The sequence below is a fragment of the Nonomuraea ceibae genome, assembly GCF_019396325.1.
In the GTDB taxonomy this organism is placed as follows: domain Bacteria; phylum Actinomycetota; class Actinomycetes; order Streptosporangiales; family Streptosporangiaceae; genus Nonomuraea; species Nonomuraea ceibae.
Window position 1 is genome coordinate 1 of sequence record NZ_JAHKRO010000064.1, and the last position, 15,306, is coordinate 15,306.

Annotated in this window: 16 protein-coding genes; 6 read left to right on the forward strand and 10 right to left on the reverse strand. The window is 73.3% G+C overall.

The features are described from left to right. Positions 1 to 49: 49 nt before the first annotated feature. The 9 genes from KME80_RS31095 to KME80_RS31135 are packed head-to-tail and all read right to left on the reverse strand — an operon-like array spanning position 50 to position 9,330. Positions 50 to 649, reverse strand: a complete 600-nt coding sequence (locus tag KME80_RS31095; RefSeq protein WP_219510017.1) for a YHS domain protein — start codon at positions 647 to 649, stop codon at positions 50 to 52. A 48-nt stretch (positions 650 to 697) separates the two neighbouring features. Beyond that, positions 698 to 2,128 carry an aldehyde dehydrogenase family protein gene (locus KME80_RS31100; protein ID WP_219510018.1) on the reverse strand — a complete coding sequence of 477 codons (1,431 nt, stop codon included), beginning with the start codon at positions 2,126 to 2,128 and terminating at the stop codon, positions 698 to 700. A gap of 22 nt (positions 2,129 to 2,150) precedes the next feature. Continuing rightward, on the reverse strand, positions 2,151 to 3,197 hold the full coding sequence (locus KME80_RS31105; protein WP_219510020.1) for a P1 family peptidase: 1,047 nt from the start codon (positions 3,195 to 3,197) through the stop codon (positions 2,151 to 2,153). Next, the gene (locus KME80_RS31110; protein ID WP_246646062.1) at positions 3,194 to 4,375 is read right to left on the reverse strand and encodes a M20 family metallopeptidase; all 1,182 of its coding nucleotides are present in this window, start codon (positions 4,373 to 4,375) and stop codon (positions 3,194 to 3,196) included. The genes KME80_RS31105 and KME80_RS31110 overlap by 4 nt, the downstream gene beginning before the upstream one ends. Then, positions 4,372 to 5,172 carry an ATP-binding cassette domain-containing protein gene (locus KME80_RS31115; protein ID WP_219510022.1) on the reverse strand — a complete coding sequence of 267 codons (801 nt, stop codon included), beginning with the start codon at positions 5,170 to 5,172 and terminating at the stop codon, positions 4,372 to 4,374. Before KME80_RS31115 ends, KME80_RS31110 begins: the two co-directional genes overlap by 4 nt. Beyond that, the gene (locus tag KME80_RS31120) at positions 5,135 to 6,055 is read right to left on the reverse strand and encodes an ABC transporter ATP-binding protein (RefSeq protein WP_219510024.1); all 921 of its coding nucleotides are present in this window, start codon (positions 6,053 to 6,055) and stop codon (positions 5,135 to 5,137) included. Before KME80_RS31120 ends, KME80_RS31115 begins: the two co-directional genes overlap by 38 nt. Then, on the reverse strand, positions 6,042 to 6,875 hold the full coding sequence (locus KME80_RS31125) for an ABC transporter permease (RefSeq protein ID WP_219510025.1): 834 nt from the start codon (positions 6,873 to 6,875) through the stop codon (positions 6,042 to 6,044). Before KME80_RS31125 ends, KME80_RS31120 begins: the two co-directional genes overlap by 14 nt. Continuing rightward, entirely contained in the window at positions 6,872 to 7,819 is a 948-nt protein-coding gene (locus KME80_RS31130) for an ABC transporter permease (RefSeq protein WP_219510026.1), read from the reverse strand. Before KME80_RS31130 ends, KME80_RS31125 begins: the two co-directional genes overlap by 4 nt. Next, positions 7,816 to 9,330 (reverse strand): ABC transporter substrate-binding protein, encoded by a 1,515-nt coding sequence (locus KME80_RS31135; protein ID WP_219510027.1) that lies wholly within the window; start codon positions 9,328 to 9,330, stop codon positions 7,816 to 7,818. Before KME80_RS31135 ends, KME80_RS31130 begins: the two co-directional genes overlap by 4 nt. Positions 9,331 to 9,416: 86 nt before the next feature. On the opposite strand from KME80_RS31135, the gene KME80_RS31140 reads away from it, so the two are divergent. The 5 genes from KME80_RS31140 to KME80_RS31160 all read left to right on the forward strand — a co-directional run bounded on the left by KME80_RS31140 (position 9,417) and on the right by KME80_RS31160 (position 13,723). Then, positions 9,417 to 10,169, forward strand: a complete 753-nt coding sequence (locus KME80_RS31140; protein WP_219510028.1) for a FadR/GntR family transcriptional regulator — start codon at positions 9,417 to 9,419, stop codon at positions 10,167 to 10,169. Positions 10,170 to 10,192: 23 nt separating this feature from the next. Continuing rightward, the gene (locus KME80_RS31145) at positions 10,193 to 11,158 is read left to right on the forward strand and encodes an adenylate/guanylate cyclase domain-containing protein (RefSeq protein WP_308125997.1); all 966 of its coding nucleotides are present in this window, start codon (positions 10,193 to 10,195) and stop codon (positions 11,156 to 11,158) included. 66 nt (positions 11,159 to 11,224) lie between these two features. Next, positions 11,225 to 11,692, forward strand: a complete 468-nt coding sequence (locus KME80_RS31150; protein WP_219510073.1) for a SigE family RNA polymerase sigma factor — start codon at positions 11,225 to 11,227, stop codon at positions 11,690 to 11,692. Beyond that, positions 11,689 to 12,714, forward strand: a complete 1,026-nt coding sequence (locus KME80_RS31155; RefSeq protein ID WP_219510029.1) for a hypothetical protein — start codon at positions 11,689 to 11,691, stop codon at positions 12,712 to 12,714. Before KME80_RS31150 ends, KME80_RS31155 begins: the two co-directional genes overlap by 4 nt. 34 nt (positions 12,715 to 12,748) lie before the next feature. Next, positions 12,749 to 13,723: an LLM class flavin-dependent oxidoreductase gene (locus KME80_RS31160; protein WP_219510030.1), complete on the forward strand. Its 975-nt coding sequence runs from the start codon at positions 12,749 to 12,751 to the stop codon at positions 13,721 to 13,723. A 6-nt stretch (positions 13,724 to 13,729) separates the two neighbouring features. Here the strand turns inward: KME80_RS31160 and KME80_RS31165 are convergent, their stop codons facing one another. Next, positions 13,730 to 13,960: a hypothetical protein gene (locus KME80_RS31165; RefSeq protein ID WP_219510032.1), complete on the reverse strand. Its 231-nt coding sequence runs from the start codon at positions 13,958 to 13,960 to the stop codon at positions 13,730 to 13,732. Between the two features lie 273 nt (positions 13,961 to 14,233). Here KME80_RS31165 and KME80_RS31170 point away from each other — a divergent pair, with 273 nt between their 5' ends. Next, complete coding sequence (locus KME80_RS31170) at positions 14,234 to 15,268, forward strand: helix-turn-helix domain-containing protein (RefSeq protein WP_219510033.1); 1,035 nt, start codon at positions 14,234 to 14,236, stop codon at positions 15,266 to 15,268. Positions 15,269 to 15,306: the final 38 nt, after the last annotated feature.

Sequence of the window (15,306 nt, forward strand, 5' to 3'; positions counted from 1 at the left end):
CCTGGACCGGGCGGCCGCGCTCGCCGCCCTGCGGGCGGTGTGAGGCGCGTCAGGAGCGGGCGGCCTGCCTGGCGCGCCTGGCGACGTAGGCGTCGCGGCAGCCGGAGCAGCAGAAGGCGTGCAGGACGCCGTCCTCCTCCAGCGTGACCGCGTCGTCGTCCAGGGGCACGATCACGCCGCACATCGGGTCGCGGGCGGCGCGGCCCTCGGCGAGGTCGGTTTCGACCGGCGCGTTCAGGAGTTCCACGATGCCCTCGGACGTGGTGGCGCGCCCGTTGAGGCCGATGCCGCCCTCGGGCACGCCCAGCACGTGTACCTGCACGTCCGGGTCCCGGCCGTCGGACTCCCTGAGGACCTTGGTCGCGTACGAGACCACCGCCTCGCTCATGTCCTTGCGCCAGGGGCCGGGAACGTACACGCGGACCAGGTAGCGGGGCCGGTCGGCGGGGCCGAGGGCGCGTCCGGCGGCCACCCACACGTCCGGTTCGTGCACGACCACCTGGAACATGGACCGGAACACCTCGGCGGTCCCGTCGCCGATCAGCTCGCCTCCCCCGGTCAGCTCGTGGAGGGAGCCGAGGCGTTCGGCGACGAGGCGGCGGTCGGAGTCGAGGACGCCTTTGGGGACGAAGAGTTCGATGAACATCATGCGGCCCAGCGTGCGGCCGGGGCCTGCCGGGCCGCTGTCAGGTGGCTGTCAGGACGGGCGGATGATGGCCATCCGGGTGACGGTCAGCTCCTCGATGGCGAAGCGGGGCCCCTCGCGGCCCGCGCCGGAGTCCTTGACGCCGCCGTACGGCATGTTGTCCGCCCGGAAGCCCGGCACCTCGTTGACCACCACTCCCCCGGCGTCGATGCGCTCGATCGCGGCGAACGCGGTGGCCAGCGAGCGGGTGTAGACGGAGGCGTGCAGGCCGTACCGGGAGGCGTTGACGGCGTCGAAGGCGGCGTCGAGGTCCGGCACCGGGCGGACGCACACGACGGGGCCGAAGATCTCCTCGTCCCACACCTCGGCCCCCTCCGGGACGCCGGTGAGCACGGTGGGCGCGATGGCGCGGCCGTCGCGGACGCCGCCCGTCACGACGCGGGCGCCGGACGCGCCGATCCGGTCGAGCACCCGGTCGGTGGCGGCCGGGTCGATGAGCGGCGCGACGCGGGTGTGCGGTGAGCGCGGGTCGCCCACGGTCACGTCCTTCATCCGCTCGGCCAGCAGCGTCAGGAACTGCTCGTGCGCGGCCTCCTCGACGAGCACCCGCTGGACGGAGATGCACGCCTGGCCGGAGGCGTAGTAGCCGCCGCGCACCACGGCGTCGGCGGCGGCCTCCAGGTCGGCGTCGGCGGCGACGACGAGGGCGGCGTTGGAGCCGAGTTCGAGCAGGACCTTGGTGGGGGCGGCGGCGCGGGCGATGGCGTGCCCGGCGGCGGCCGAGCCGGTGAACGACACCGCGCCGATCCGCCGGTCCTCCACGAGCGTGCGGCCGACCTCGACGTCTCCGGTGACGAGCTGGACGGCGGCGGGCGGCAGCGCGCCGGAGGAGCGCAGCAGGTGAACGAGCCAGAGCGTGGCCAGCGGGGTGGCGGGGGCGGGCTTGACGATCACCGGGCAGCCCGCCGCGACCGCGGGCGCGATCTTGTGGGCGGCCAGCAGGAGCGGGTAGTTGAAGCCGGTGATGCCGACGACGACGCCGATCGGCCGCCGCGTCCAGAACCCGATCAGGCCCTCGCCCGACGGGAGCAGGTCGAGCGGCACCGTCTCGCCGTGCAGCCTGGCCACCTCCTCGGCGGCCGTGGCCAGGGTGACGACGGTGCGCGCGACCTCGACCTTGCAGTCGGCCAGCGGCTTGCCGGTCTCCAGGACGAGCAGGCGCTCGAACTCCTCGCGCCGCTCACGCAGCGCGTCGTGCGCGGCCGTCAGCGCGGCACGGCGGGCGTGCGACGGGAGCGCCGCCATGATGGGGGCCACGGCCAGCGCCTCGTCCACCGCGCGGGCCGCGAGCGCGGCGTCGCCGACGGGCGCGCGGGTCACGACCGAGCCGTCGTACGGGAAGATCACGTCCGAGGTGGCCGGGGCTTCCACCCAGCCGTCGCCGACCGGCAGCCCGGCGGGCCACTCCGCCTGAAATGTCATTTCATTTCCCCCAATTGATCGCTCATCGCAGCGCGCTCGGGAACGCGTCCAGGTACGCCGGGGCGCCCTCGCGGCCCGTCGCCGCCAGGATCGCGTGCGCGACGGCCCGGCTGAACACGTCCGCCCCGGCCGACAGCAGGTCGTGCAGGTGCGCCTCGCCCGTCCCGAACACCTCCGGCTCCGCGCCCGGGGCGGGCCGCGCGCAGGTCGCCAGGCCGAAGACGGTGTCGCCGTCGACCATCGTGTGCGCCGGGCGGATCGCCCTCGCCAGGCCGTCGTGCGCCACCCCGGCCAGCTTGCCGCACTGCGCCTTGGTCAGCGTCGCGTCGGTGGCGACGACGCCGATGGTGGTGTTGAGCGACGTGACCTTCGCCTGCTCCCAGGCGGCCACGTCCCGCGGCGACGGCGGTCCCAGGTGATCGAACTCGCCCGGCAGCCCGTAGCGGGTGCCCGACAGCACCCCGCCGCCCGGGTCCAGCACCGACCCGGCGGCGTTCACCACCACCAGCGCGGCCACGGTCACCCCGGCGTCCAGGACGGCGCTCGCCATCCCCACGCCCCCGGCCAGCCCGCCCGCCACCGCCCCGGCCCCCGCCCCGACCGACCCGGCGGCGGGCGTCTCACCTGCGGCGCCGCGTCCCGTCGAGGGCAGGGCGGCGTCGCAGGCGGCGTGGCCGAAGGCGGCGTCCGGGGTCGCGCGGAAGGCGCCGCCCCGGCCTAGGTCGTAGATGACGGCGGCCGGGACGATGGGCACGACGCCGCCGTCGACGGGGAAGCCCACGCCGGCGTCCGCGAGGCGGTCCATGACGCCGCAGGCGGCGCTCAGCCCGTACGCGCTGCCGCCCGACAGGACGACGGCGTGGACGCGTTCGACGAGGTTGCGCGGGTCGAGCAGTTCGGTCTCGCGGGTGCCGGGGGCGGCGCCGCGCACGTCGACGCCGGCGACCATGCCGCCCGGCGGGGCGAGGATGACGGTGGTGCCGGTGCGGTAGCCGTCGCCGACGCGGTGGGCATGGCCGACGCGCAGGCCGGGGACGTCGGTGAGGGCGTTGGCGGGGCCGGGTCTCACGTGAGGGTCCCGGTGAGGAAGCGGCGGGCGGCCTCGGCGAACACCCGGGTGCACCGGACGATCTCGTCGACGGAGACGTGCTCGTCGGCCTGGTGGGCGATCCACTTGCCGCCGGGCCCGTACACGACGGACGGGATGCCGCCCCAGTGGGTGAGTACGGTGCCGTCGGTGGAGCCGGGGACGCCGCCGTAGACCGGCTCGGCGCCGGTGACGTCGCGGTGGGCGGCGGCGAGCGCGGCGACGACGGGGGTGGTGACGGGCACGTCGACGGGCGGCCGGTCGACGAGGACGGCCACGTCGGCGGTGATGCCGTCGCGGGCGGCCAGCGTGGCGACGCGGGCCGCGACGTCGTCGTGGGAGACGCCGGGCACGGTGCGCACGTCGACGAAGACGGAGGCGGTCGCGGGGATGACGTTGACCTGTTCCTCGGTGCCGGCCCGGACCACGGTGGGCGTGACGTACACCTCGCCGAGGTGCTCGTGGGCGGGGTGACGGCGCTGGAGCTCGGCCTGGAGGTCGCGCAGCGCGGTGAGGAGGTCGCCGACGGCCTCGATGGGGTTGCGGCCGTGCTGCGGCATCGCGCCGTGCGCCATCTTGCCGGTGAGGTCGACGCGCAGCCGCAGCGCGCCCTTGGCGACGGCGCAGATCTCGCCGGCCTCGGGCTCGGCGACGATGGCGCCGTCGACGCCGGCGGCGAGCCCTTCGGCGACGAAGTGGTGGGCGCCGAGCATGAGGCCCTCCTCGTCGGCGAGCGCGCACACCTTGATCCGGCCGGGGAACGGCCCGGCGAGCTGGAGCGCGCGGGTGGCGTAGAGGGTGGCGGCCAGGCCGGACTTCATGTCGGCGCTGCCGCGTCCCCACAGCTTGCCGTCGCGGATCTCGCCGCCGAACGGGTCGACGGTCCACTCCGACAGGTCGCCCTCGGTGACCACGTCGGTGTGGCCCTCGAACATCAGCGTCGGCCCGTCACCGCCGCCGCCCTCGACGACGGCCACCACGTTGGGCCTGCCGGGCGCGGCCTCGTACACGCTGGGCTCCCAGCCCCATTCGCGCATCTTGGCGGCGACGAGGTCGGCGGCGGGCTGCTCGCTGCGGCCGCGCGCCGGGTCGTTGGTGCTCGGGATCCGGACGAGCGCCTGGGTGAACTCGACGACTCCGCGGGCGTCTACCTCGATCAACGAAACCCCTCCAAGGTCGGTACGGCCTGCAGCAGCGTGCGCGTGTAGGCGTGGCGGGGCTCGGCCCAGACGTCGTCCACGGCGCCCGTCTCCACGATCTCGCCGTCGTTCATGACGGCGACCGTCTCGCACACGTGCCGGACGACGGACAGGTCGTGCGAGACGAAGACCAGGGTGAGGCCGAGCTCGTCGACGAGATCGGCCAGCAGGTTGAGGATCTGCCCGCGGACGGAGACGTCGAGGGCGCTGACGGGCTCGTCGGCGACGAGCACCTTGGGGCGGGGGGCCAGGGCGCGGGCGATGGCGATGCGCTGGCGCTGGCCGCCGGAGAACTGGTGCGGGTAGCGGCCGGCGGCGGTGGCGGGCAGGCCGACGGCGTCGAGCAGTTCGGTGACGCGGTCGCCGACGGGCTCGCCGAGGGCGACGAGGGGTTCGGCGACCAGGTCGCGGACGCGCATGCGCGGGTCGAGCGAGCTCATCGGGTCCTGAAAGACGATCTGCAGGCTGTGGCGCAGGAAGCGGAGCCGGCGTTCGGGCAGGCCGGTGATCTCGCGGCCGTCGAAGCGGATGGATCCGGCGGTGGGCCGGTCGAGCGCGCACAGCAGGCGCAGCAGCGTCGACTTGCCGCTGCCGGACTCGCCGACGATGCCGAAGCGCTCGCCCTTGCGGATGGTCAGCGACACGCCGCGCAGCGCGTGGACGGGCTCGCCCGGCCTGGTGAGCGAGGTGCGCGGGCGGTGGTAGACGCGGGTGAGGCCGCTAGCCTCGATCAGCGGGGTGCCAGCATGCGTGGGCATGGCCCTCTCCTGTCAGCGCCGGTGCTTGCTCGCAGGTGGTGTCGGCGTGCGGGCAGCGGTTGCGGAAGACGCATCCGCCGGGGAACGTCCCGGCGGCCGGGACGCTGCCGGCGATGGTGGGCAGCCGGGTGCCGCGCGGGGTGAGTTTCGAGGCGGCCAGCAGGCCCTCGGTGTAGCGGTGGCGGGGCCGGGTGAAGACCTCGCGGATGGGACCGCTCTCGACGACGCGGCCCCCGTACATGACCAGGACGCGCTCGCAGACGGAGGCGACGACGGCCAGGTCGTGGGTGATGAACAGCAGCGCGGGGGCGACCTCGGCGATGAGGTCGAGCATCTGCTTCTGCACGGTCACGTCGAGCGCGGTGGTGGGCTCGTCGCAGATGAGCAGGTCGGGGCCGTTGGCGAGGGCGATGGCGAGCATGACGCGCTGGCGCTGGCCGCCGGAGAGCTGGTGGGGGTAGGCGCGGGCGACCTGCTCGGGGTGGGGCAGGCGGACGCGGCCGAGGAGCTCGGCGGCGCGGGCGCGGGCCCGGTCGCGGGGGACGCCGTGCAGGGTCATGACCTCGGCGACCTGGGCGCCGACGCGCATGAGCGGGTTGAGCGCGGTCATCGGCTCCTGGAAGACCATGGCCAGCTCGCTGCCGCGCAGGTCCTTCAGGCGTTTCTCGGGGACGCCGACGAGGTCGCGGTCGTGCAGCCGGGCGGCGCCGGTGGCGGTGACGCCCTCGGGGAGCAGGCCCATGAGCGACAGGGCGGTCAGGGACTTGCCGGAGCCGGACTCGCCGATGAGGCCGACGCGTTCGCCGGGGGCGATGGTGAACGACACGTCGTGGACGAGCTCGACGCCGTCGGCGGCGACGGTGAGGCCCTCAACGCTCAGCACGGATCCTCCTGAGCTTGGGGTCGAGGTAGTCGCGCAGCCCGTCGCCGAGCAGGTTGAAGCCGAGCACGGCCAGCGCGATGGCCAGGCCGGGCCACAGCGCCAGGCGGGGGGTGGAGAACAGCAGCTCCTGCGACTCCTGGAGCATGCGGCCCCACGACGGGGTGGGCGGCCGGGTGCCGAAGCCGAGGAACGACAGCGCGGCCTCGGCCAGGATGGCGATCGCGAACGACACCGACGCCTGGACGATGAGGACGGAGGAGATGTTGGGCAGCACGTGGCGGAAGGCGACGGCGGCGCGGCGGCGGCCGGCGGCCCGCGCGGCCAGGATGTAGTCGGTGACCATGACCTGGAGGGTGGCGGCGCGGGCGACGCGGGCGAACGCGGGCACGGTGGCGACGCCGATGGCGATCATCGCGGTGAGCGTGCCGGCCCCGTAGACTGCGCCGAGCATGACGGCCAGGAGCAGCGCCGGGAAGGCGAACACGAGGTCGTTGACCCGCATGATCAGCTCCGACAGCCAGCCGAGCGGCGTCATCCCGGCGATCACGCCGAGCGGGACGCCGATCGCCGCGGCGATGCCGACGGCCACGATGCCCACGTAGAGGGTGGTGCGGGCGCCGACCATGAGCTGGCTGAAGGTGTCGCGGCCGAACTTGTCGGCGCCGAGCAGGTAGCCGTCGCCGGGCTCGCGCAGCTTGCCGGCGGCGTCGACGAGCGTGGGGTCGTGCGGCGTCCACACGAACGACACCAGCGCGGCCAGCACGACGATCCCGACGAGGACGCCGCCGGTGACCAGGCTCGCGTTGAGCCGTCCTCTCATCGCGCCCCCCGCAGCCTCGGGTCGAGCGCGGCGTAGGCCACGTCCACCAGGAAGTTGATCAGCAGCACGGCGGCTACCAGCACCATGACGACGCCCTGGACGAGCAGCAGGTCGCGGCCGGCGACGCCGTTGAGGAGCAGGTCGCCGAGGCCGGGGATGACGAACACCCGCTCGACCACGACGGCGCCGATGAGCAGCGTGGCCAGTTGCAGTCCGAGCACGGTGACGACGGGGACGGAGGCGTTGCGCAGCCCGTGGCGCCACAGCGCGCCCATCCGGCCCCGGCCCTTGGCGCGGGCGGTGCGCAGGTAGTCCTCGCGCATCACGTCCAGCACGGCGGAGCGGACGTAGCGGGTGAGCACGGCGCCCTGGACGAGGCCGAGCGACAGCCACGGCAGCAGCAGGCTGCGCAGCCATTCGGCGGGGTCGTCGGCGAACGGCACGTAGCCGCCGGAGGGCAGCGCCTGGGCCTTCACCGCGAACACGAACACCAGCAGGATGCCCGCCAGGAACGCCGGGACCGCGATGCCGACCTGGGAGAAGGCGCTGATGGCCGCGCCCAGCGGGTTGCGGTGGTGCACGGCGGCGAACGTGCCCGCCGGGACGGCGATGAGCAGCGCGATGACCATGCCGCCGAGCACCAGCGCCACCGTGACGTTGAGCCGCTCGGCGATCTGCGGCCCGATCGGGGCGCTGGTCACGTACGAGGTGCCGAAGTCGCCGGTGACGAGCCCGCCGAACCAGTCGGCGAACTGGGCCGCGGCGGGCCGGTCGGTGCCGAACTCGGCGCGCAGCGCCGCCACCGCCTCGGGCGTCGCGTTGACGCCCAGCGCGACCTCGGCCGGGTCGCCGGGCAGCACCGCCATGAAGGCGAACACCAGCACCCCGGCCACGGCGACGCTCGCGACGAACACGCCGAGGCGCTTCAGCAGGTAGAGGATCACTGCTTGGCGAGCCCGGTGAAGTCGAAGGACTCGGAGATGGCGTTCTCCGGCAGGCCGGTGACGCCCTTCTTGGCGACGATCAGGTTGGGGAACAGGAACAGCCAGTCGGCGGCGGCGTCCTGCGACAGCAGCGCGGCGGCGGCCTTGAGGTCGTCGGTCTGCTGCTGCTCGGTGCCGGTGTCGGCGGAGGCGAGCAGCTTGCCGTACTCGGGGTTGTCGTAGCGGAAGTAGTAGTCCTTGTCAGCGAAGATGCCCATGTCGCGTGGTTCGACGTGGTTGATGATCGACAGGTCGTAGTCGCCCTTGGTGAACACCACGTCCAGCCAGCGGGCGGGGAACTCCAGCGGCTCGATCTCGGCGTTGATGCCCACCTGGGCGAGCTGCGACTTGACCACCTGCGCGGAGGCGACGGCGTAGGGCAGGTTGGGGATGCGCATCTTCACGTCGTACGTCTTGCCGCCGAGCAGCGCCTTGGCCTTGGCGACGTCGTGGGGGTAGTCGCCGGTGCGGTCCTCGTACCAGGGGTCGGTGGGCGGGGCCATCGAGCCGATGAGCTGGCCGCGCCCGGCCCAGGCGGTGTCGAGCAGGGCCTGGTGGTCGATGGCGTGGCGGACGGCCTGGCGGACCTTCTTGTCGTCGAAGGGCGGGCGGCCGTTGTTCATGGACAGGACGACCTCGCCGTTGGTGGTGCCCTCGATCGTCTGGAAGCGGTTGGTGTCGGCGAACTGCTGCAGCGACTCGGGCGCCTGGACGCTGGAGACGACGTCGATGCCGCCGGTGAGCAGCGCGTTGTTCATGGCCGTGGCGTCCTTGAAGTACTTGAGCGTCACGGTGGAGATCTGCGGCTTGGCGCCCCAGTACTTCGGGTTGGCGTCGAGGCGGATGGAGTCGCCGCGCCGCCAGGCGCCGAGCTGGTAGGGGCCGGTGCCGACGGGCTTGTTGGCCAGGTCGGCGACGCCGGTGCGGCTGAACATGGCGCCGAGCCTGGTGGCCATCGTGTAGAGGAAGCCGTTGCTGGGCCGCGAGAGGGTGACGACGGCGGTGGCGTCGTCCTTCTTCTCCACGTCCTCGACCATGTCGAGCTGCGACTTGATCTTGAGCTTCCAGTCGGACCTGACCCGGTCCAGCGAGAAGACGACGTCGTCGGCGGTGAACGGGGCGCCGTTGGTGAAGGTGACGCCCTTGCGCAGGGTGAAGGTGTAGGTCTTGCGGTCGTCGGAGACGTCCCACTTCTCGGCGAGCAGCGGCTGGATCTGCCCGGCCTGGTCGAGCTTGACCAGGCCCTCGTAGACGTTGACCAGCAGCGCCTGCGGGATCGCCGCGCCCTCGGTGGAGGTGAAGTCGAGGTTGGCCGGCTCGGCCACGAACCCGACCGACAGCGCCCCGGCCTTGCCCCCGGCGCCGCCGGTGCCGCCTGTGCCGCCGTCGCCGGACCCGCCGGACCCGCCGCCACAGGCGGCTACGCTCAGCAGGAGACCGCCCACGGCGATCCATGTCCCGATTCGCCTCATTGTTCAGCCTCCTGGCTAGTGCACTGGTCTGACCAGTAGGCTACGCACACTGCCAGTCCGCGACGGCTCGGGTCAAGGGGGCTTACATGGGTGGTCCACGCTTCGAGCCGGTGCGGACCGTACGCGCCTACGAGCGCATCGTGGAGCAGATCGAGGAGGCCGTCGAGAGCGGCGGACTGCCGCCCGGCGCGCGGCTGCCGAGCGAGCGCGAGCTGATGGCGCAGTTCGGCGTCAGCCGGTCCACCGTGCGCGAGGCGCTGCGGGTGCTGCAGTCGCGCGGCCTGGTCAGGTCGCGGCCCGGCGATCCCAACGGGGCGGAGGTGCTGCCCTTCTCCCCCGCCGCATTACACAAGTCGATGACCACGCTCGCCCGGGTCGACGAGCTGTCGCTGGGCGAGCTGGTGCAGTTCAGGATGGTGCTGGACGCCTCGGCCAACCTGCTGGCGGCGCGGCTGCGCACCGACGCCGAGCTGGCCGAGATGGACGCGGCGATCGGCCGGATGCGCGAGGCGGTCGGGGCGGGCTACGACGCGTTCAGCGCCGCCGACGTGGCCTTCCACGACGCGGTGGCGCGGGCCAGCCGCAACAAGCTCATCCAGATCTGCACCGACGTGGTCCGGTCGATCGTGCTCGGGCTGATCGCCGGGAAGATCGCGGGCTCGGACGACCGGGAGGCGCTGATGCTGCAGAGCATCCGCCACCACGAGGAGGTGCTGGCCGCCGTCCGGGCCGGTGACGGGCCGCTGGCCGCCCGGCTGTCGCGGCGCACGATGTACGACTACTACGTCGGCTACGTGCCGGCCGGCGAGCGGGCCGCTCTGCGGGCCCTGCTGGAGTAGGGGGGCGGGGTAGTGTGACTTCCGTGGCTGAGGAGGATGGGGACGGGGTGGCCGAGGCGTTCCTGCGCGAGCCCCGGCGCTACACCAGTCACCAGGTCGCCGAGATGGCCGGGGTGCCGGTCTACAAGGCCCGGCGGTTCTGGCGGGCGCTCGGCTTCGCCAACGTGGCCGACGACGCCGTCGAGTTCACCGAGTCGGACGTGGTGGCGCTCAAGACGCTGCTCGGCATGGTCAGCGACGGCGTCTACGACGAGGACCACGTGCTGCTGATCGCCCGCTCGCTCGGCCGGGCCGCCGCCCGGCTGGCCGAGTCGCAGGCGGAGATCGGCGCCGAGGCGCTCGACCAGGCCGGGGTGCCGCTGGCCGAGCGGCCCAAGGCGTGGCGGCGCCGGGCCGAGCGGGTGGTGCCCGACCTGGCGCGGCTGCTGGTCTACTCCTGGCAGCGCCAGCTCGCCGCCGCCGCCGGGCGGCTCGCCGTCCAGGACATGAGCACCGTACGGCTGGCCGTCGGGTTCGCGGACCTGGTCGGGTTCACCCGGCTGAGCCGGCAGATCACCGAGACGGAGCTGGCCGCGCTGATCGACAGGTTCGAGGGCCGCTCCGCCGACGCCGTCACCTCGTGCGGCGGCCGGGTCGTCAAGACGCTGGGCGACTCGGTGCTGTTCGTGGCCGACAAGGCGCACGTGGCGACCGAGATCGGGCTGCGGCTGCTGGAGGAGCACGCCCGTGGCAAGGGCATGCCGGAGCTGCGGGTGGGGCTGGCCGCCGGGCCGGTCATCTGGCGGATGGGCGACGTGTTCGGCACCACCGTCAACCTGGCCAGCAGGCTCACCGCGCTGGCCCTGCCGGGCACCATGCTGGCCGATCCGGAGCTGGCCGAGGAGCTTGAGGGCGACCGGGCGTTCCGGCTGCGGCCGGTCGACCGGCTGTCGGTGCGCGGGCTGGGCGAGCTGTCGCCGTTCACCGTGAGCCGCGCCGGGGCAACCTGATCGAGGCCTCGATGCGTCTGTACCGTCAGCAAGCTGATGGGAGGCGCACCGGTGGCAGACAGGGCCATGTTTCAGGACTTCGTGAGCGCGAGGTCCGACCGGCTGTTACGCACCGCCTACCTGCTCACCCACGACTGGGGCACCGCCGAGGACCTGCTGCAGGAGGCGCTGGCCAAGGCGTGGTCCGCCTGGCCGGGCATCGACGAGCCGGAGTCGTACGTCCGCAGGGTGCTGGTGACCACGTACACGTCGTGGTGGCGCAGGAGGTGGCGCAGGGAGCTGCCGAGCGACACGATCCCGGACGTGGCGGTGCTCGACCCGCCCGCCGACGGCCGGGAGGAACTGTGGCGGGCGGTGGGCCGGCTGCCGGCGCGGCAGCGGGCGGTGATCGTGCTGCGGTTCTACGAGGACCTGGCGGTGACGGAGGTGGCCCAGCTGATGGGCTGCGCGGCGGGGACGGTCAAGAGCCAGACCGCCAAGGCGCTGGCCTCACTGCGGGTGGACGAGTCGATCGTGAAGGAGCTGCGGGGATGACCGTACAGGATCTGCGTGACCTGCTGCGCGAGCGCGCCGACGGGCCGCCGCCGGCGAACCCGGCCCGGCTCGCCCAGGTGCGGGCCCGGGTGAGCAGGACCCGGCGGCGCAGGCGGATCACAACGGGGGTGGCCGTCGCCGCGGCCGTCGCCGCCGGCGCGGCGGTGCTTCCGGGCGCGCTCCCGGACACTGTCACGCCGGGCGGGCGGACGACGGCCGCCACCGCCCCGGGGCCGGAGCTGCCGGAGTCCTTCACCGCGCCCGACGGCGCCGCCTACCGGCGGCTCGCGGTCACCTCGATCGGCCGGTCCGGCGAGCAGAAGAAGACGCTGACCGTCCCGGTCACCGGCAGGCCGCTCGACGTGGCGGTGGCGTGCGACGGCGAGGGGCGCGCGGACAACACCCCGATGGTGTACGTCGGCCGCGCACCCTCGCCGTCCGCCCGGATCGGGGCGTGCTCGTCCCGGATGGAGCTGCTGCCGCTGGTGGTCTCCCAGGGTGACGGGCAGGTCGAGATCACCTTCGACGCCACCCGCAGCGGCGTGTGCGGCCCGGGGATGACGGCCTGCGACGAGGCGGTCCCCGCCGCCTGGACGCTCGGCGTGTACGAGTGGACGCCGCCCGCCGAGCCGGCCGACCCCGCGCCCGTCAAGGAGTTCCCGGCCCGGTTCGAGGGGTGGAAGCTGGCCGGGTCCACCTCCGGGGTGTGGCCGCGCGACTCCGTCGTCCGGCTGGAGATCGAGGGCCACGGCCGCAAGGTCGCGCTCGACCAGCTCTGCTCGGGCGAGCTGGCGCGGCGGATGCGGTTCACCTACCGGGTGGGCGACGAGGAGCCGGCGGGCGGCGCGAACTGCGGCGTGTGGGAGTCGGGCGCGTACCCGGCCGCGCTCACCGAGGTCGAGGTGCCCGAGGGCGAGCGCCTGGTGATCACCGGCGAGGTGGCGGCGTGGGGCGAGACCACCAACCGCCCGGTCCGCTGGTCGGTCGGCGCCTACACCAGGACCGGCGGCTCCGGCGAGTAGGAACATTTCCGGCCTGGCCGCGTTGCACCCTGACATGACCAGGCTCGCGATTCTCGACCGTTCCCTCGTCCGGCAGGGGCACTCCCCCTCGGCCGCGCTGCGTGAGACCGTGCGGTTCGCGCGGCAGGCCGAGGAGCTCGGTTACCACCGGTTCTGGGTGTCGGAGCACCACAGCGTGCCCGGCGTGGCCGGCTCGGCGCCCACCGTGCTGGCGGCGGCCGTCGCGGCGGCCACGGACCGGATCCGGGTCGGCACCGGCGGCGTGATGCTCCCGAACCACCGGCCGCTGGTGGTGGCCGAGCAGTTCGGCGTGCTGGAGTCGCTGTACCCGGGCCGGATCGACATGGGCCTGGGCCGCTCCGTCGGCTTCACCGGCGGCATCCGCCGGGCGCTCGGCCACGGCAAGGAGGACGCCGACGCGTTCGGCGACCGGCTGGCGGAGCTGCTCGGCTTCTTCACCGGCGAGCAGGACGTCCATCCGGGCGTGCACGCGCTGCCGGCCGAGGGGCTGCGCCCGCAGCCGTTCGTGCTGGCCATGGGGGCGGGCGCGGACGTGGCCGCCGGGCACGGGCTGCCGCTGGTGATCGGCGGGGGCGGCGTGAAGCTGCGCGAGTCGGTCGGCCGCTACCGCGCCGCCTTCCGCCCCTCGGCCTGGGCGGCGCGCCCGTACGTGATGGTGGCGGCGAACGTCGCGGTCGGCGAGAGCGCCGAGCGGGCGGCGCTGCTTCAGGCGCCGGAGGCGTGGGCGACGGCGCGCTCGCGGACCGAAGGCTCGTTCCCGCCGCTCGAACCGGCCGGCGCGGTGATGCGGCTGGAGATGACGGCGCGCGAGCGGGCGCTGTTCGAGGAGGCGCGCAAGGGCCAGATCCACGGCACGGACCGGGAGGTGGCGATGCGGCTGCACGACCTCGTCGAGCTCACGGGGGCCGACGAGGTCATGGTCACGATGAACACCTACGACCTGGAGGAGCGGCTCGACTCCTACCGGCGGCTGGCCCGGCTCGTCTGAGACGGGTCAGGCGAGCCCGTAGGCGAGCCAGACGTGGCCGATGATCCCGACGGCCGCCAGGCCGAGCGCGGCCAGGAACACCAGCACGAGCAGCATGCGGAACAGCGTGGTGACGACCTTCCTGATCTGCCGGACGGCGTAGACCAGGGTCCAGACGGAGAGCATGGCGAGCAGGCCGTAGACCATGCTGGCCATCGCGATGCCCTCAGGGGTGGGGAAGACTGTGGCGACGAGCATGTAGGGTCCCGTTGTGTGAAGCGCCGATGGGGTCGTGGACGACCTCGCAGAAACTTCAGTTAACCTTCAGAAGATCTACATCGAACTCCTAAAGATTGCATTCCCCCGATAAAGTCGCACTAATCGCCGTGCGGAGTGAGGGTCCCCTGGCCTAGAATGACCTCCCACTGTCCTGCGATCCGCGACCCGGCGCTGAACAGGAAAAATGTGCTCGCATCTGGGCATCAGTAGAGGTTTACTGAAAACACTGAAGTTCAGATGGGGGGTGTCCTCATGACGGATTCCGGTCCGGCCCTTGCACGCCGGCTCCGTTCGCTGCGCACCCGGCAATGGCCGGGCACCCGCGTCACCCAGCCCCAGCTGGCACGCGCGCTCGACGTGAGCGTCCCCCTCATCTCCTCGTGGGAGTCCTCCACCGCGCCGAAGGTCCCGCCGGCCGGCCGCCTGGAGGTCTACGCCGCCCTGTTCTGCACGCCCCGCTCGCTGCGCGGCGACGACCTCGTCCGGCTCGGCGAGGACGAGCTGACCGCCGAGGAGCAGCGGCTGCGCGAGAAGCTGCTGCACGAGCTGCTCACGCTGCGCGCCGCCGCGCTCGGCGAGCCCGGCCACACGGTCTTCCACGCCACGCGCAACCCGTGGCAGTTCGACGACGGCCAGCAGATCACGCTCGTGTGCGGCCGGCTGCCGCCGGAGCTGTTAACGCGCATGCCCTACGTCGTGCCCGAGGACCCCGACTACATCGAGCTCTACACCTACGCCGACCTCGACGCCCTGTTCGAGCTGCACGGCCACATCCGCGCCTGCAACCCGGGCAGCGAGGTGCGCCGCCGCACGCCCCGCGAGCTGGAGCCCGACGACCTGACCGCCCACCTGGTGCTCCTGGGCGGCGTCGACTGGAACGACATCACGACCGGCGTCGTCCACCAGCTCTCCCTGCCCGTCGAGCAGGTCAACGACTGGAAGGGCGAGAACGGCCCGTACTTCGACAGCGGGAGCGAGCGCTTCCACCCCCGGCTGTCCGACGGCCGGCTCGAGGAGGACGTCGCGCTGTTCTACCGGGGCCCCAGCCCGCTCAACAAGGAGCGGACGCTGACGATCTGCAACGGCATGTACGGGCGCGGCACGCTGGGCGTGGTCCGGGCGCTCACCGACAGCGTCTTCCGCGACAGGAACACCGAGTTCCTGCGCGAGCGCTTCGGCGACAGCCCCTCGTTCGCCATCCTGAGCCGCGTCGTCATCCTGAACAACCTGGTGATCACACCCGACTGGACGAGCCCCGCGTCGAGGCTCGTCGAATGGCCGGAGTGACCGCTCCGATCCCTTCTCGCACATCCCGAACGGTGAAG